Raw genomic sequence first — 17,722 nt, forward strand, 5'->3', positions numbered from 1 at the left:
TTATTGAACTCCAAATGTACAAAATCACCAGGGGGTTTTACAAGTCCACATTTCCTAAAATTAAGCCACTTTTCCTCTAAAACGCTGTAAGGATTGGTTCATTTTTAAAACTCTTTTGTTGAATATAAATCACAATCAATGGCAAGAATAAATTCTGAACGTCTATTTCTTTCGTGATCGGCTTCAGTACATATTCTATTATTTCCACAATTATTTAGCAGCTCTGTTTCGCCATAACCTCTTCCTGTAATTCGTGTGCTCTCAATCCCTTTATTTATCAAATACTGAATTGTTGCCGCCACCCTTCTTTCAGAAAGTTCCATATTATAGGCATCGTTCGCCCTGCTATCGGTATGTGATCTAATATCAAGTAAAAGTGCAGGCTGTTCTATCATAAAAGCTACAATACTATCTAAGGCCGGCTTATCGCCAATTCTAATTTCGGCTTTATCAAGATCAAAGTGAATGGGGTTTAAACTTAATACCCCGGTAAGATCATCGCCAACTTTTGCACCAACTACCGGCAGGCCTTCTTTATTTCCAAATTCCAGTGCATTTTTTCTTCGTTTGATTTCCGCAGCATAAAAACTCCAGTTAAAGAAAGCTCGCATAGCTGCAATATTTGCGGGATCTTTACCATAAATATCGTGTCCCGACTGGTACATAACCAGGCCATTATCAGGATTACCATAAGCGTGACCATAAGCAGTAATTACTGCAGTATCTTCGGAGATTTCAGGAATATCGGGAGCGTTGTAGTCTACCACTATCTTTTTTGTCTCTTTACGCCACCTGTTTATTTTCTTCGGAAGGAAAATCCTCTCAGACCCGTTCAAATGAGCTTCATCTGGATTACCTAAATATTGTGCAACTGGATCTGCCGGTAATAGGTTTTCATAAGGCGGGGTACCGTGACGATGATCTTTATAAGGAATCAAGCCAGCACTCTGCGCACCCGGAAATCCCGAACTCAGAAAATTAAGCTGAATAAATTCAGTGGTGTCTTTTTCTTCAATTGCTATATTTCCAGTGAGATTTTCTAATTTACTTACCGCGTGGCAACCGGCCCAAATCGCTCCTTTAAACTTTTTATTCCAATGATAGAGGTTTTTATGGGTACTAAAAGCAGGATCTGCATGTGGCATTACAAAGATATCATCACATACCCCCAGATCTTCAGGCGATTTCCAGTTTTCTCCTTTGCTTCCGCCATGAGCATGATCAGGTATTGCAGCAGCTTTAAAAAAAGGCAAAGCGATATACCCATTTTCCCTATCTAAGGTCCACCGGGGCGCTACCGATAGAGTAGTAAAAACCGGTACACTAACAACTTCCTCTGTATAAAGCCCAACTATTCCCTTTTCTTCCCACTTGCTAATAAGGTTTTTAACTTCATCGTTTAAATAGGAAACAGGAATAATAAAAGCACCTCCTTTAAATACGGTATCCAGGTAGGTGAAATCGGCAGCATCTTTCTCTTTATTGGGGTTGATGATCCATTTAATTTCAATTTTCTCATACTTCAACAATTCATAAATCAACCCATAAGCCTGCAAAGAATTTTCTGTAGTTTGCGGATTTACGCCCATATTAATCACGTAAGCGCCTGGAGCGATAAGCTGTTTTCGTTGTTGCCCAAACAAAGGAAGCACGGAATTAATCAGCAATACAAAAGCCATTAATATTTTAAAAGAAAGCCCCATAAATGTAAAATTACTGAATGTTTTCTACGCCGGATTTTTTTAACAAATTTTAGCTAAAATCTTAGTGTCAGATAGAAAAAATGGGGTTCTAAATTATCCCGAATTTTCCTTAAAATAATAGTACTTTTGCAGCTCTAAATTATCTGGTTTAAAAGCTAAAATCAACTTTTTCCAGAGAAGAATTGCTATTTCTATTTGAGCAAGTCAGGACCCGTTAATATTTTATAGATGAAGAGTTTTCAGAAAGAACTAAAACGAAGAAGAACCTTTGGAATTATTTCCCACCCCGATGCGGGTAAAACCACGCTTACCGAGAAACTGCTGCTTTTTGGTGGTGCTATTCAGGAAGCCGGGGCGGTAAAATCTAACAAGATCAAAAAAGGTGCGACCAGTGACTTTATGGAAATTGAACGCCAAAGAGGGATTTCGGTAGCTACTTCGGTTTTAGCTTTTGAATATAAAGACATAAAAATTAATATCCTGGATACACCGGGTCACAAGGATTTTGCTGAAGACACTTTTAGAACTCTTACTGCGGTAGATAGCGTTATTGTAGTGATAGATGTTGCCAAGGGTGTAGAAGAACAAACCGAAAAACTCGTTGAAGTTTGTAGAATGAGAAACATCCCGATGATCGTTTTTATCAATAAAATGGACAGGGAAGGTAAAGACGCTTTTGAACTGCTTGACGAAATTGAACAAAAATTAAATCTTACCGTAACCCCTTTAAGTTTCCCAATTGGAATGGGGTACGACTTTAAGGGAATTTACAATATTTGGGAAAAGAACGTAAACCTGTTTACCGGGGACCCAAAAAGAGATATTGAAGATACTATTGAAATTTCTGATCTAACTTCTAATGAATTAGATGAGTTAATTGGCAAGACTGCAGCAAATAATTTAAGGGAAGAATTAGAATTGGCCCAGGGTGTTTATCCTGAATTTGATAAAGAGGCCTATTTGGCAGGTCGCTTACAACCTGTATTTTTTGGTTCTGCCTTAAATAATTTTGGAGTTCGAGAACTTTTAGATTGCTTTATAAATATTGCACCCACCCCAAGACCAAAAGAAAGTGAAGAACGCCTGGTTAAACCAGATGAAGATAAATTTACCGGCTTTGTGTTTAAGATCCACGCGAATATGGATCCTAAGCATCGTGACAGGCTTGCTTTTATAAAAATTGTTTCAGGAAAGTTTGAGCGAAATAAAGCTTATTTGCACGTAAGGCATAATAAAAATCTGAAATTCTCCAGCCCAAATGCATTCTTTGCTGAAAAGAAAGAAATAGTAGATGTTTCTTATCCCGGTGATATTGTAGGCTTACACGATACCGGGAATTTCAAAATTGGAGATACACTTACCGAAGGTGAAAATTTAAATTACCGCGGAATTCCAAGCTTCTCTCCGGAGCATTTTAGATATATCAACAATGCCGACCCAATGAAATCTAAACAACTAGCCAAAGGAGTTGACCAGTTGATGGATGAAGGTGTGGCACAGCTTTTCACATTAGAGCTAAACGGAAGAAAAATCATAGGAACCGTGGGTGCCTTGCAGTTTGAGGTTATTCAATACAGGTTGGAACACGAATACGGTGCTAAATGTACCTACGAAAACCTAAACGTTTACAAGGCAACCTGGGTAGAGGCTGAAGATGAAAAAAGTGAGGAATTCAAAGATTTTAAGCGATTAAAAGCGAAGTTTCTCGCGACGGATAAAAAAGGACAATTGGTGTTTTTGGCAGATTCTCAATTCTCGCTGCAAATGACCCAGGATAAATATCGTACTATTAAATTTCATTTCACTTCAGAATTTTAAATTATTGATTGCTAAGTATTAAGCTATTGCAATAAAGAAACCTATTAGCGCGCTGTGTTAAATAGGACTTAATTTCATATATTTTCAGCGTAATTAAGGTTTTATGAATGCATTAGATGAACTCATTTCCCAATTTGCATCAGCCGTTTGGGGACTTCCATTAGTAATTTTATTAATTGGCGGCGGATTTTACCTCCTCATTCTATCTAACTTCCTTCCGTTTCGCTACCTGGGGCATTCCCTGGATCTTTTACGCGGAAAATATGATAACCCTAACGACCCTGGGGAAATTAGTCACTTTCAATCGCTTTCTACCGCATTATCTTCTACCGTGGGAATGGGAAATATTGCAGGTGTTGCTGTAGCAATCGCTTTGGGTGGTCCCGGTGCGATCTTTTGGCTTTGGGTAAGTGCCGTTGTTGGGATGGCCACAAAATTTTTTACCAATAGTCTTTCAGTAATGTATAGAGGGAAAGATACCCAGGGAAATATCCAGGGTGGTGTCATGTATTTTATTGAAGAAGGCCTGGGAAAAAAGTGGAAATTTCTTGCTATATTTTTTAGTGTTGCTGGCCTAATTGGCGCTCTCCCGGTTTTTAATGTTAACCAACTTACACAGGCTATAAATTTTATTTTATTAGAACCTAATAATATACCTACAGGATTTGGTACTAATCTAATCATAGGTATTATTTTAGTGGTCTTAACTTCAGTAGTAATTTTGGGCGGTTTGCAGCGAATAAGTAAAACTGTTTCGCGACTGGTGCCGGCTATGGTAGCCCTTTATTTTATTTCGGTTCTCATTATTCTGGCTGTTAATTTTGATGTTGTTCCGCAATACTTCTCCATGATCTTTACCGATGCCTTTGCTGCTGAAAATTATAAAGGCGAGCCTATGCTAGGCGGAGTTTTAGGTGGCTTAATTATCCTCGGGGTACGAAGAGGTGCTTTTTCTAATGAAGCAGGTATAGGAACCGCTACAATGGCTCACGGAGCCAGTAGAACCTCTGAGCCAATTAGAGAAGGTTTAGTAGCTATGTTAGGTCCTGCGATAGACACATTGGTGGTTTGTACCTTAACCGCTCTTGCAATTTTAGTAACCGGAATTTGGCAAACCACAGATGTAAACGGAGTTAGTCTTACCGCTGCTGCTTTTGAAGCTTCTATTCCTGTAGTTGGAGACTATTTATTGCTCTTGTGTATTGCCGCATTTAGTATTTCCTCGCTTTTTTCATTTTCTTACTACGGAACAAAATGTCTTTCTTATTTGGCGGGAGCCGAAAACAAACATTATTACAACTATTTTTATATCATTAGTATTCTGTTGGGTGCAACTACTTCCCTGAATATGATGATTAACCTAATTGATGGATTCTTTGCTTTAATGGCTATCCCTACAATGATCTCAACCTTAATACTTGCTCCCCGGGTTATGAAGGCTGCAAGGATTTATTTCAAGAAATACCTTAATTAATACTTTGAACTAAACGTCATCTTTTTCCAGGATTTGAAAAACCTTAAGTTTCTTTCCGGTTAATTTTTCCAACAACTCGCCTTTTCTCAAAGTTCCCCATATTTCTAGCTCAGGATCAGCTTGCGTTGTGATAAAAAGATTAAGTACTTCTTTTTCATTTTTAATTTCCAGTTTTTGCACATTTTGATAATGGCTGCGATCCAAACCATCGGCAACCCTTAAAAGCGCAGAAAGCTTTTTAACCCTTTTTCGGTTTTTTTTATTTAATTGTTTATAGCGAGTATGACGCTTGTGTGGGGTAGATTTTCTATGATATCTGGCTACATTGGCCATTACATTAATTTCATCTTCCTTAAAACCAAGCAAATCTGAATTCCTTATCAGATAAAGCGCGTGTTTATGGTGCTTTCGGTAGGAAATATAATACCCAATATCATGCATTAAGCTGGCGTATTCTAATAATTCTTTATGCGATTCCTCTAACTCCAATTCTTCCTTAAATGCATCGAAAAATTGCAAAGCAAACTTAGCTACTTGTTTAGAGTGCGCTTCAGCCCAGTTACATTTTCGCAGTAATTCATAAATACTTCTTCTACGCGGATCTTCAAAATTCGCTAATAAATCAAGGTTAAGCTGCTCTTTTTTATTATTGATAAAATTAATGATCATACCTTCTCTAAGAGCCGCTTCCGAAATTTTTATGTTTTCAATCTTAAATTCATCAACCAGGAATTTCAAAAGTACCATCCCGGGATTTATAATATCTACTCTCTTTTCTTCTAAATCCTTTTCCTTTAAGCGCTTCTTTTTATCAAATTTGATAAAATCCTCATATAATTCATTAAAATCACCGGCACTAAATTCCAGCTCATTTAGGCTCATTTTGGCAGTAAGGGAATTCCTATTAGCCACCATTGCGCCTATATTTTCCATAGTACCAGAAGAACCAATTATGGTTTTTACATTATGCTCTTTTGCGAGTTTTGCAACTGCTTCTAACTCATTTTTAAAATGCTTTTGAAGCTTTGTGATATCTTTCTTTTTAATAGGATCGGAATCCACGAATTTAGCAGCCATCCTGGCAACTCCCAATTTCAAACTATTGTAATAAATAAATTCTTCGTTATTACCAATTATAAATTCTACGCTTCCACCTCCAATATCCACCATCAGCACTTTTTCATCACCTAAAACAATACTATGTCTAATGGCTAAACCAATCATCTCGGCTTCCATTTTTCCGGAAATTGCGCGCACTTTAACCCCAACCAGGTGCCCTACTTCTTCAATAAAATCGCCTCCATTTTTGGCTTCTCTAATAGCGCTGGTTGCGTAGGCCAGAATATTTTCTACATCATGGCTATCACATAAAAATTTAATTCGTTTAAGTGCTTCCAGGCCGCGATCCATAGCATCACGACTAAGTTTATTTTCAAGTCCTTTTTCTGCTAGAACCACCATTTCTTTAAGCTTATTTACCGTTCTAAAGCTCCCGTCTGGATAGATATCTACAAGTACCGCGTGGAAAGAATTAGTACCAAGATCTATTGCGGCTATTCGTTTGGTCGGTAAAGATTGGGTAGTGTTATCGGTCATAATTTTAATTTTAAAATGCTGAAAACTTATTTAGACTGGTTTAGTGGGATGTTATGTAATTTACCGAATTACATTTATTTAAACCTTTATGATGACTGAAGATTTTTTTAATACTGAGGAGAAAATTAAAAAACCTCATAGTATTTAAAGATCTATGAGGTTTTCTTAAAAGTTTTAAACGGGATAATGCCCGGAATTCTATAAGTATTAAGCCTGCCCCGTAGGCCCAAAATTTAATGGTACTGGTGCCTTCTCGTAATCTCTAATTTCCCCATGGGCTTTTTCAAAACGATGAATATTATCATTTAAAGCCTTTAACAGGCGTTTCGCGTGTTGTGGTGTTAAGATTATTCTGGATTTCACCTTACTCTTAGGTCTTCCAGGCATAATATTCACGAAGTCTACCACAAATTCTGAAACCGAATGATTAATAATAGCCAAATTGGAATAAGTCCCTTCAGCTATAGCTTCATCAAGTTCTATGTTTATCTGACCTTTTTTAGGTTTCTTTTTTTCTTCACTCATAATATTAAATTCAATTTTATTTAAAAGATTCCGAAGTACTTAACGGATTGTCTTATTTAGTGCTAAATATAAAAATACAAAAAATCCCGACTTAAGATCGGGATTCCCTTTTTTATAAAAAGAAAAGAGCCGCAAATGCGGCTCTTTTTATTGACACTAGTTATAATTAACTTCTTGCTTGTGCTCCATTCTTTCGTCAAATTCTTCTTTAGAACCAACGATAATGCTATCGTACTCACGCATACCCGTACCTGCAGGAATTCTATGTCCTACAATTACATTTTCTTTCAATCCTTCAAGCTTATCGATCTTACCGCTTACGGCAGCCTCGTTCAATACTTTTGTAGTTTCCTGGAAGGAAGCCGCAGAAATAAACGATTTTGTTTGTAGCGATGCTCGAGTAATACCCTGAAGAACCGGTGTAGCGGTTGCAGCGGTTACGTCTCTTGCAGTTGCAAGGTTTTTATCTTCACGTCTTAACAACGAGTTCTCATCTCTAAGCTCTCTTGGTGAAACGATTTGTCCTGGTTTCAGATTTTCTGAATCTCCAGCGTCTTCAACTACTTTCATGCCGAAGACTTTATCATTCTCCTCGATGAAATCTGATTTATGAACAAGTTGGTTTTCAAGGAAAATAGTATCTCCCGGATCCTGAATTCTAACCTTACGCATCATTTGTCTTACAACAACCTCAAAGTGCTTATCATTAATCTTCACACCTTGAAGTCGGTAAACTTCCTGAACTTCGTTAACAAGATACTGTTGTACTGCGTTTGGCCCTTTGATATTAAGAATATCTTCTGGAGTTACAGAACCATCAGAAAGTGGCATACCTGCACGAACATAATCGTTTTCCTGAACAAGGATCTGGTTAGATAACTTCACTAAGTATTTCTTAACCTCTCCTAATTTAGATTCAACGATAATCTCGCGGTTACCTCTTTTGATTTTTCCGAAGGAAACAACACCGTCAATCTCACTAACAACGGCTGGGTTAGATGGGTTACGTGCTTCAAAAAGTTCTGTTACCCTTGGAAGACCACCGGTAATATCACCTGCTTTAGATGATTTACGAGGAATCTTAACCAAAATCTTACCAACTCCAATTTTCTCTTCGTTGTCTACCATAAGGTGAGCCCCTACCGGAAGGTTATAAGAACGAATTACTTCGTCTTTTTTACCTAAAATATGAAGGGTTGGGATAAGCTTTTTGTTACGGGATTCAGAAATTACTTTCTCCTGGAATCCTGTTTGCTCATCTATCTCTACCTGGTAAGTTACGCCCTGTTCAACATTTTCATATTTAATCTTACCGGCAAATTCTGAAATAATTACACCGTTATATGGATCCCACTGGCAAACTACATCACCTTTGGAAACTTCAGCACCGTTATCGATAAAGATTTGAGAACCGTAAGGAATGTTATTGGTACTCAATACCACGCCGGTCTTCTTATCTTTAACTTTAAGCTCGGCAGTTCGTGAAATTACAATTTCGGCCTGGCTACCATCAGGAGCTTCTCCTTTTACAACTTTAAGGTCTTCAATTTCGGCAATACCGTCAAATTTAACCTCTAGTTTGTTATCTTCTGAAATGTTACCTGCAATACCACCCACGTGGAATGTACGAAGTGTTAACTGTGTTCCCGGCTCTCCAATAGATTGGGCAGCAACAACTCCTACGGCTTCACCTCTTTGTACCAGTTTATTAGTAGAAAGGTTTCTTCCGTAACATTTCACACAGATTCCTTTTTTAGCTTCACAAGTTAGTGGGGATCTTACTTCTACACTTTCTATTGGAGCATTTTCAATCTTAGTAACAATTTCTGAAGTAATCTCATCTCCCGCGCTAACTAAAAGTTCGCTAGTAGAAGGATTCACAACATCGTGAAGTGAAATACGTCCTAAAATACGCTCTCCAAGAGATTCAACAATTTCTTCGTTCTTTTTAAGTGGTCTAACTTCTACTCCTCTTAAAGTTCCGCAGTCTTCTTCATTAACAATAACATCTTGCGAAACATCTACCAATCTACGAGTTAAGTAACCAGCATCGGCAGTTTTAAGTGCGGTATCGGCAAGACCTTTACGTGCACCGTGAGTAGAGATAAAGTATTCAAGAATTGAAAGTCCTTCTTTAAAGTTAGAAAGAATTGGGTTTTCAATAATTTCACCTCCACCAGAGTTAGATTTCTTAGGCTTAGCCATAAGACCACGCATACCGGTTAGCTGGCGAATCTGTTCTTTAGATCCACGAGCACCTGAGTCAAGCATCATAAACACAGAGTTGAAACCTTGCTTATCTTCACGAATACGTTTCATCGCCAATTCGGTTAGACCGGCATTGGTAGAAGTCCAGATATCAATTACCTGGTTATAACGTTCGTTGTTAGTAATAAGACCCATATTATAGTTTCCTACAATACCTTCAACCTGCTGATTTGCCTCATCAATCATAGTCTGTTTCTCTTCAGGGATAATAATATCACCTAAACTGAAGGAAAGTCCACCACGGAAAGCATATCCATATCCCATCTCCTTAATTGCATCAAGGAATTCTCCGGTTTCAGGAACGCTGGTTTTAGCTAATACATCACCAATAATATCCCTAAGGTTTTTCTTGGTTAAAACTGTATTTACATAACCTACTTTTTCTGGTACAGCCTGATTAAACAATACTCTACCAACTGTAGTTTCTATAATCTGGTAAGTTAACTCACCTACTTCATTAAAATCTTTAGCGCGAATTTTAATTTCAGCATTAAGATCTACTCTCTTCTGGTTGTAAGCGATTACCACTTCTTCATCAGAATAGAAAGTAAGTCCTTCTCCCTTAACCTTAAGTTCGTCTGAAGATTTTCTAGACTTGGTCATATAATAAAGACCAAGAATCATATCCTGAGACGGTACTGTAATAGGCGAACCATTTGCAGGGTTGAGGATATTATGAGAAGCAAGCATTAATAACTGCGCTTCTAAAATAGCCTCTGGCCCAAGCGGTAAGTGAACCGCCATCTGGTCACCATCAAAGTCGGCGTTGAATGCCGTACAGGCTAATGGGTGTAATTGTATCGCTTTACCTTCAATAAGTTTTGGCTGAAATGCCTGGATACCTAAACGGTGAAGCGTAGGAGCACGGTTAAGTAATACAGGGTGTCCTTTAAGAACGTTCTCAAGGATATCCCAAACTACCGGCTCTTTCTTATCTATTATTTTCTTGGCAGATTTTACTGTTTTTACAATTCCTCTTTCAATTAGTTTTCTAATTACGAAAGGCTTGTAAAGTTCAGCCGCCATGTTCTTTGGAAGACCACATTCGTGCATCTTCAACTCAGGTCCTACAACAATTACCGAACGTGCTGAATAATCTACACGTTTACCAAGTAAGTTTTGACGGAAACGTCCCTGCTTACCTTTAAGGGAATCTGAAAGCGATTTTAACGGACGGTTAGAGTCTGTTTTTACCGCTGAAGATTTTCTTGTGTTGTCAAACAATGAATCTACTGATTCCTGAAGCATACGTTTTTCGTTACGTAAAATCACTTCAGGAGCTTTGATCTCCATTAATCTTTTTAGACGGTTGTTACGAATAATCACCCTTCTATAAAGATCATTTAAATCTGAAGTCGCGAAACGTCCACCATCAAGAGGTACAAGAGGTCGTAATTCTGGTGGAATTACAGGAACCACTTTCATAATCATCCATTCCGGAAGATTTTCGCGATTGTTATTGGCATCCCGGAAAGCTTCTACAACCTGAAGACGCTTAAGCGCTTCAGTTTTACGTTGTTTTGAAGTCTCGTTATTTGCTTTATGTCTTAACTCGTAAGAAAGTTCGTTAAGATCTATTCTTCTTAATATTTCAATAAGACACTCTGCTCCCATTTTAGCGATAAACTTATTTGGGTCGCTGTCCTCTAAATACATATTTTCCTGCGGAAGGCTATCTAAAACGTTTAGATATTCTTCTTCAGTAAGGAAATCCATTTTCTTTAATGGTTCACCTTCTTCGTTTTTAGCAATACCGGCTTGAATTACTACGTAACGTTCGTAGTAAATGATCATATCTAATTTCTTAGATGGAAGACCAAGCAGGTATCCAATTTTATTAGGTAAAGAACGGAAATACCAGATATGTGCTACAGGAACTACCAAATTAATGTGCCCAACACGGTCTCTACGTACTTGTTTTTCGGTTACTTCTACCCCACAACGGTCACAAACAATTCCTTTGTAACGTATTCTTTTATATTTACCGCAGGCACATTCGTAATCCTTTACAGGACCAAAAATACGCTCACAAAACAAACCGTCACGTTCGGGTTTGTGCGTACGATAATTGATAGTTTCCGGTTTTAGAACTTCACCACGAGATTCTGCGAGGATAGATTCCGGGGAAGCCAAACCGATAGAGATTTTATCAAATCTCTTTACTGTATTCTTATCATTATTTCTAGCCATAATAACTCTGCTGCTATAATTATTGTGAAAAATCTGTTTTTGGGGCGCCGTAACGCCCCTTTAAAACAGTATTTTATTCTTCTAATTTAATATCCAAACCAAGACCTTTCAATTCGTGCATAAGTACGTTGAAAGATTCCGGCAGGCCGGGTTCTGGCATAGGCTCTCCTTTTACGATAGACTCGTAAGTTTTAGCCCTTCCTATCACATCATCTGACTTCACTGTTAAGATTTCACGCAAGGTTGCTGAAGCTCCATAAGCCTCAAGTGCCCAAACCTCCATCTCACCAAAACGCTGTCCACCAAATTGTGCTTTACCACCAAGTGGTTGCTGTGTAATAAGCGAGTATGGTCCAATAGATCTGGCGTGCATCTTATCTTCAATCATATGTCCTAACTTCAACATATAGATTACACCTACAGTTGCAGGTTGGTCAAAACGATCTCCTGTTCCACCATCATAAAGATAGGTGTGCCCGTATCTTGGAATTCCAGCTTCGTCTGTAAGCTCATTAATCTGATCTATGGTAGCCCCGTCAAAAATTGGAGTTGCATATTTCTTACCAAGCTTTTGTCCTGCCCATCCAAGTACAGTTTCATAAATCTGACCAATGTTCATACGTGAAGGTACCCCAAGTGGGTTCAACACGATATCAACCGGTGTACCATCATCAAGGAATGGCATATCTTCCTGGCGAACTATTCTTGCAACAATACCTTTGTTACCGTGACGTCCCGCCATTTTATCACCTACTTTTAATTTACGTTTCTTAGCGATGTAAACTTTAGCAAGCTTAAGGATTCCAGAAGGAAGCTCATCTCCAACAGAGATCGTAAACTTCTCTCTTCTAAGGTTACCCTGAAGATCGTTTTCCTTAATTTTATAATTGTGAATAAGGTTTGCTACTAAAGAATTTAAATGATCATCTGTAGTCCAGGTACCGTGAGTTAAGTGGGTATAATCGTCTACTGCATTAAGCATTTTCAACGTATACTTCTTCCCTTTTGGCATTACCTCTTCCCCAAGATCATTTTGAACTCCCTGAGCAGTTTTTCCACCTATAATAGCAAATAACTTATCTACCAGATCAGCTTTTAAATTGGCAAATTTAGCATCGTACTTTTTCTCAAGTGCTGCGACATCTTCCTTATCCTGAGCTCTCTTGCGCTTATCTTTAATAGCACGTGCAAAAAGTTTCTTCTCAATCACCACTCCATTAAGAGATGGAGAAGCTTTAAGCGATGCATCTTTTACATCACCGGCTTTATCTCCAAAAATGGCACGAAGTAACTTCTCTTCTGGTGTTGGATCACTTTCTCCTTTTGGAGTAATCTTACCAATTAGAATATCACCAGGTTTAACCTCGGCTCCAATTCTAATCATCCCGTGTTCATCAAGGTCTTTAGTAGCCTCTTCTGAAACGTTAGGAATATCGTTGGTTAATTCTTCGTTACCCAACTTAGTATCACGAACTTCAAGAGAGTATTCATCTACGTGGATAGAAGTAAAAATATCTTCTCTAACCACCTTTTCAGAAATTACAATCGCATCCTCAAAGTTGTAACCTTTCCAGGGCATAAAGGCAACCTTCATGTTTCTACCTAAAGCAAGTTCCCCAGCTTCAGTTGCATATCCCTGACATAAAACCTGGCCTTTAGCGACTCTATCTCCTACCCTAACAATTGGCTTAAGGTTAATAGAAGAACCCTGGTTGGTTTTACGGAACTTAATAAGATCGTATGACTTTGAATCGGTATCAAAGCTTACCATACGTTCCTCTTCAGTTCTATCGTACTTTATTATTATTTTCTTAGCGTCTACATATTCTACTTCACCTTCTCCCTCAGCATTAATCAATACACGAGAATCTGTAGCTACCTGTCGTTCCAATCCAGTTCCAACAATCGGAGAATCGGCTTGTAACAATGGTAATGCCTGACGCATCATGTTAGATCCCATTAACGCACGGTTCGCATCATCATGTTCAAGGAACGGAATTAACGAAGCCGAAATAGAAGAAATCTGGTTTGGTGCAACATCGGTATAATGAACCTCTTTAGGATCTACTACCGGGAAGTCACCTTCCATCCGGGCAATTACTCTTTCAGAATCTATAGTTCCATCTTCTTTAAGCGGAATGTTAGCCTGGGCAATTTTCTTGTCCTCTTCCTCTTCAGCACTTAAATAAATAGGTTCTTCTGAAAAATCTAATTTTCCATTTTCAACTTTACGATATGGCGTTTCAATGAAGCCCATTCCGTTCACTTTAGCATAAACTGAAAGTGAAGAAATAAGTCCAATGTTTGGACCTTCAGGAGTTTCAATTGGGCAAAGTCTTCCGTAGTGAGTGTAGTGAACATCACGTACCTCAAAACCTGCTCTTTCTCTAGATAAACCACCTGGCCCTAATGCTGAAAGTCTACGCTTGTGCGTAATTTCTGCAAGCGGGTTGGTTTGATCCATAAATTGAGACAACTGGTTGGTACCAAAGAAAGAGTTGATCACAGAAGATAATGTCTTCGCGTTAATCAAATCTATCGGGGTAAATACCTCGTTGTCACGAACGTTCATTCTTTCACGAATGGTACGTGCCATACGAGCAAGACCAACACCAAATTGCTGAGACAATTGCTCACCTACAGTTCTAACGCGACGGTTAGACAAGTGGTCAATATCATCAATCTCAGCTTTAGAGTTAATAAGCTCGATTAAATATTTAATTATGGTAATAATGTCTTCTTTGGTAAGCACTTGCTTATCCATAGCCACATCAAGACCTAATTTTTTGTTCATTCTATATCGACCAACTTCTCCTAAGCTGTAACGCTGATCTGAGAAGAATAATTTATCGATAATTCCACGTGCAGTTTCCTCATCTGGCGGTTCTGCATTACGTAGTTGACGATAAATATGTTCTACCGCTTCTTTTTCAGAGTTGGTAGGGTCTTTTTGTAATGTATTATGAATAATAGCATAATCCCCGGTAGAATTATCCTCTTTGTGAAGAAGAATAGTTTTACTTCCGGTTTCAAGAATTTCTTCTATATGCTCTTTATCAAGTTCTGTATCACGATCTAAAACGATCTCATTACGCTCTATTGAAACTACCTCTCCTGTATCTTCATCTACGAAATCTTCATACCAGGTATTCAATACACGGGCCGCAAGTTTACGACCTAATACTTTTTTAAGTCCTGTTTTTGAAACTTTCACCTCTTCTGCAAGGTCAAAAATTTCTAAAATATCTTTATCGCGTTCAAAACCAATGGCGCGGAAAAGTGTGGTAACAGGTAATTTTTTCTTTCTGTCGATATAAGCGTACATAACGCTGTTAATATCGGTAGCAAATTCTATCCATGAACCTTTAAAAGGAATTACACGGGCAGAATATAGTTTTGTTCCGTTTGCATGAAACGATTGTCCAAAGAAAACTCCAGGTGAACGGTGAAGCTGAGAAACTACCACACGCTCTGCCCCGTTGATACAAAAAGTACCACTTGGCGTCATGTAAGGTATAGTCCCTAAGTAAACATCCTGTACGATGGTTTCAAAATCTTCGTGTTCAGGGTCGGTACAATATAGTTTTAATCTTGCCTTTAGCGGCACACTATACGTTAAACCACGCTCTATACATTCCTGAATGGAATATCTTGGCGGGTCCACAAAATAATCTAAAAATTCTAGTACAAATTGGTTACGGGTGTCCGTAATAGGGAAGTTTTCCAGGAAGGTATTATAGAGACCTTCATTTCCCCGCTCTTCTGATTTGGTTTCTAATTGAAAGAAATCCTGAAAAGACTTGATCTGGATATCCAGGAAGTCCGGGTACTCAGGTCTGTTCTTTACAGAAGAGAAACTCACTCTTTCAGTTTGCTTTGCTAACATCAATGGACGGATTATAATTTATAAAAAAACGGGCGTTTAAGAGGTTAATCCCCTATATACGCAAAAGGGTTTAGACCTTCAGGAGCGCATCCTGAGGTCTAAACCTAAATAATATTGCTGCTGGCAAGCTTATTTAAGCTCAACCTCAGCTCCTGCTTCTTCTAGCTGTGCTTTAAGTGCTTCTGCTTCGTCTTTAGCTACTCCTTCTTTAACTGGAGCTGGTGCGCCATCTACTAATGCTTTAGCATCTTTAAGACCAAGACCGGTAAGTTCTTTTACCAATTTAACTACTGCAAGCTTAGATCCACCTGGAGCGGTAAGAATTACGTCGAATTCAGTTTGCTCTTCAGCTTCTTCACCACCACCAGCAGCACCGCCACCAGCAACAGCTACTGCAGCAGCTGCAGGCTCTATACCATATTCATCTTTTAAGATATCAGCTAACTCATTTACTTCTTTTACAGTTAAGTTAACTAATTGTTCTGCGAATTCTTTTAAATCTGCCATTTTCTATCGTTTTTAAAAAGTTCTTTGATTATAATTGTTAAAAAGTGCGTACTTATTATTCTTCCTTTTCAGAAAGGGTTTTAAGGATTCCTGCGATTTTACCTCCACCAGACTTAAGTGCTGAAATAACATTCTTAGCAGGTGATTGTAATAATCCAACGATATCCCCAATAACCTCTTCTTTAGACTTGATGTTAACCAAGGCGTCAAGGTAATCGTCTCCCACATAAACAGCTTCTTCAACAAAAGCTCCTTTAAGTAGAGGTCTATCATTTTTCTTTCTAAATTCCTTAATTACTTTTGCTGGTGCATTTCCAGTTTCAGAAAACATTATTGAAGTATTTCCTTTCAATACTGAAGGAAGGTCTCCAAATTCTTTATCTGAAGCTTCCATAGCTTTAGCCAACAAAGTATTTTTAACTACCGCAAGTTTTACGTTAGCTTTAAAACAAGCTCTACGTAAATTTGAAGTCGTTCCGGCGTCAAGGCCAGATATATCTGCTAAATAAACGACAGAATTATCTGATAACTGGGCAGTTAAATCTTCAATTACTATTGATTTTTCTTCTCTTGTCATAATCTATACTATTATTGCTCAGTGAACCTTTTAGTATCAACCTGAACGCTCGGGCTCATTGTAGAAGACATGTAGATACTTTTAATATACACACCTTTAGAGGCCTGAGGTTTCAATTTCACTAAAGTAGTTAATAATTCTCTCGCGTTTCCTGCAAGCTTTTCAGCTTCAAAAGATGCTTTCCCAATTCCAGCGTGAACAATACCAGTTTTATCAACTTTAAAGTCAATTTTACCAGCTTTAACATCAGATACTGCTTTTGCAACATCCATTGTTACTGTTCCTGTTTTTGGGTTAGGCATAAGTCCTCTTGGTCCAAGTACACGTCCCAAAGGTCCTAATTTACCCATTACGCTAGGCATAGTGATAATTACATCAACATCTGTCCATCCACCTTTTATCTTGTCTAGATATTCATCAAGACCAACATAATCGGCTCCGGCTTCTTTAGCCTCTTCTTCCTTATCTGGAGTAACTAACGCAAGTACTTTTACATCTTTACCAGTACCGTGTGGAAGGGTTACAACACCTCTTACCATTTGGTTGGCTTTTCTAGGGTCTACGTTCAAACGAACCGCTAAATCCACAGATGCATCAAAGTTTTCGTTAGCAACGTCTTTAATTAAAGCAGAAGCTTCTGCAACCGAGTATGCTTTATTGCTCTCGATCTTAGACTGGGCTTCTTTTTGCTTTTTAGTTAATTTTGCCATTTTTAATTTCTTTTTGGATTAAAACGGTGCATCACCTTTTACAGTTATTCCCATTGAACGAGCTGTTCCAGCAACCATTTTCATTGCAGATTCTACGGTGAAGGCATTTAAATCCTGCATCTTATCTTCTGCAATAGTTCTAACCTGATCCCAAGAAACACTTGCTATTTTCTTTCTGTTTGGTTCTCCTGAACCTTTTTTATTCTTCGATGCTTCCAACAATTGTACTGCAGCTGGTGGGGTTTTAATAACAAAGTCAAAAGACTTATCTTTATAAACCGTAATCGCAACCGGCAATACTTTACCTTGTTTATCCTGAGTCCTACCATTGAATTGCTTACAGAATTCCATGATATTTACCCCGGCAGCACCTAAAGCAGGTCCAACTGGTGGTGATGGGTTAGCAGCACCTCCACGAACTTGTAGTTTTACAACTTTACTTACTTCTTTTGCCATTTTATAAATTTT

At 38.2% G+C, this 17,722-nt stretch carries 11 protein-coding genes; 2 read left to right on the forward strand and 9 right to left on the reverse strand.

Going from position 1 to position 17,722, the window contains the following annotated elements; all coding sequences use genetic code 11:
* Positions 1-104: 104 nt before the first annotated feature.
* On the reverse strand, positions 105-1,703 hold the full coding sequence (locus FG27_RS05110) for an OmpA family protein (RefSeq protein WP_037316398.1): 1,599 nt from the start codon (positions 1,701-1,703) through the stop codon (positions 105-107).
* 228 nt (positions 1,704-1,931) lie between these two features.
* Here FG27_RS05110 and FG27_RS05115 point away from each other — a divergent pair, with 228 nt between their 5' ends.
* Both FG27_RS05115 and FG27_RS05120 read left to right on the forward strand, forming a co-directional pair.
* Positions 1,932-3,521 (forward strand): peptide chain release factor 3, encoded by a 1,590-nt coding sequence (locus tag FG27_RS05115; protein ID WP_037316400.1) that lies wholly within the window; start codon positions 1,932-1,934, stop codon positions 3,519-3,521.
* A gap of 103 nt (positions 3,522-3,624) precedes the next feature.
* Positions 3,625-4,995, forward strand: a complete 1,371-nt coding sequence (locus FG27_RS05120; RefSeq protein WP_037316402.1) for a sodium:alanine symporter family protein — start codon at positions 3,625-3,627, stop codon at positions 4,993-4,995.
* Between the two features lie 9 nt (positions 4,996-5,004).
* On the opposite strand, the gene FG27_RS05125 is transcribed toward FG27_RS05120, so the two are convergent.
* From FG27_RS05125 to rplK, 8 genes are all read right to left on the reverse strand, one after another.
* The gene (locus FG27_RS05125; protein WP_037316404.1) at positions 5,005-6,591 is read right to left on the reverse strand and encodes a Ppx/GppA phosphatase family protein; all 1,587 of its coding nucleotides are present in this window, start codon (positions 6,589-6,591) and stop codon (positions 5,005-5,007) included.
* A gap of 207 nt (positions 6,592-6,798) precedes the next feature.
* Positions 6,799-7,116 carry a DUF3467 domain-containing protein gene (locus tag FG27_RS05130; protein ID WP_037316406.1) on the reverse strand — a complete coding sequence of 106 codons (318 nt, stop codon included), beginning with the start codon at positions 7,114-7,116 and terminating at the stop codon, positions 6,799-6,801.
* A gap of 156 nt (positions 7,117-7,272) precedes the next feature.
* A complete protein-coding gene (gene rpoC / locus FG27_RS05135; RefSeq protein ID WP_037316408.1) occupies positions 7,273-11,574 on the reverse strand; it encodes a DNA-directed RNA polymerase subunit beta' in 4,302 nt (1,433 codons plus the stop codon).
* Positions 11,575-11,647: 73 nt separating this feature from the next.
* The gene (gene rpoB / locus FG27_RS05140) at positions 11,648-15,460 is read right to left on the reverse strand and encodes a DNA-directed RNA polymerase subunit beta (protein ID WP_037316410.1); all 3,813 of its coding nucleotides are present in this window, start codon (positions 15,458-15,460) and stop codon (positions 11,648-11,650) included.
* 129 nt (positions 15,461-15,589) lie between these two features.
* Positions 15,590-15,967 carry a 50S ribosomal protein L7/L12 gene (gene rplL / locus FG27_RS05145; RefSeq protein WP_037316412.1) on the reverse strand — a complete coding sequence of 126 codons (378 nt, stop codon included), beginning with the start codon at positions 15,965-15,967 and terminating at the stop codon, positions 15,590-15,592.
* A gap of 55 nt (positions 15,968-16,022) precedes the next feature.
* A complete protein-coding gene (gene rplJ / locus FG27_RS05150; protein WP_037316414.1) occupies positions 16,023-16,544 on the reverse strand; it encodes a 50S ribosomal protein L10 in 522 nt (173 codons plus the stop codon).
* Between the two features lie 11 nt (positions 16,545-16,555).
* A complete protein-coding gene (gene rplA / locus FG27_RS05155; protein ID WP_037316416.1) occupies positions 16,556-17,254 on the reverse strand; it encodes a 50S ribosomal protein L1 in 699 nt (232 codons plus the stop codon).
* Positions 17,255-17,272: 18 nt separating this feature from the next.
* The gene (gene rplK, locus FG27_RS05160) at positions 17,273-17,710 is read right to left on the reverse strand and encodes a 50S ribosomal protein L11 (protein WP_037316418.1); all 438 of its coding nucleotides are present in this window, start codon (positions 17,708-17,710) and stop codon (positions 17,273-17,275) included.
* Positions 17,711-17,722: the final 12 nt, after the last annotated feature.

It is taken from the genome of Salegentibacter sp. Hel_I_6 (genome assembly GCF_000745315.1).
Taxonomy (GTDB): domain Bacteria; phylum Bacteroidota; class Bacteroidia; order Flavobacteriales; family Flavobacteriaceae; genus Salegentibacter.

What these genes read in the sequence shown, in the direction of transcription:
- rpoC (WP_037316408.1), bottom strand. Translation starts at nt 11,574, where the DNA reads ATGGCTAGAAATAATGATAAGAATACAGTAAAGAGATTTGATAAAATC.
- FG27_RS05120 (WP_037316402.1), top strand. Translation starts at nt 3,625, where the DNA reads ATGAATGCATTAGATGAACTCATTTCCCAATTTGCATCAGCCGTTTGG.
- FG27_RS05130 (WP_037316406.1), bottom strand. Translation starts at nt 7,116, where the DNA reads ATGAGTGAAGAAAAAAAGAAACCTAAAAAAGGTCAGATAAACATAGAA.
- rplJ (WP_037316414.1), bottom strand. Translation starts at nt 16,544, where the DNA reads ATGACAAGAGAAGAAAAATCAATAGTAATTGAAGATTTAACTGCCCAG.
- rplA (WP_037316416.1), bottom strand. Translation starts at nt 17,254, where the DNA reads ATGGCAAAATTAACTAAAAAGCAAAAAGAAGCCCAGTCTAAGATCGAG.
- rpoB (WP_037316410.1), bottom strand. Translation starts at nt 15,460, where the DNA reads ATGTTAGCAAAGCAAACTGAAAGAGTGAGTTTCTCTTCTGTAAAGAAC.
- rplK (WP_037316418.1), bottom strand. Translation starts at nt 17,710, where the DNA reads ATGGCAAAAGAAGTAAGTAAAGTTGTAAAACTACAAGTTCGTGGAGGT.
- FG27_RS05115 (WP_037316400.1), top strand. Translation starts at nt 1,932, where the DNA reads ATGAAGAGTTTTCAGAAAGAACTAAAACGAAGAAGAACCTTTGGAATT.
- rplL (WP_037316412.1), bottom strand. Translation starts at nt 15,967, where the DNA reads ATGGCAGATTTAAAAGAATTCGCAGAACAATTAGTTAACTTAACTGTA.
- FG27_RS05125 (WP_037316404.1), bottom strand. Translation starts at nt 6,591, where the DNA reads ATGACCGATAACACTACCCAATCTTTACCGACCAAACGAATAGCCGCA.
- FG27_RS05110 (WP_037316398.1), bottom strand. Translation starts at nt 1,703, where the DNA reads ATGGGGCTTTCTTTTAAAATATTAATGGCTTTTGTATTGCTGATTAAT.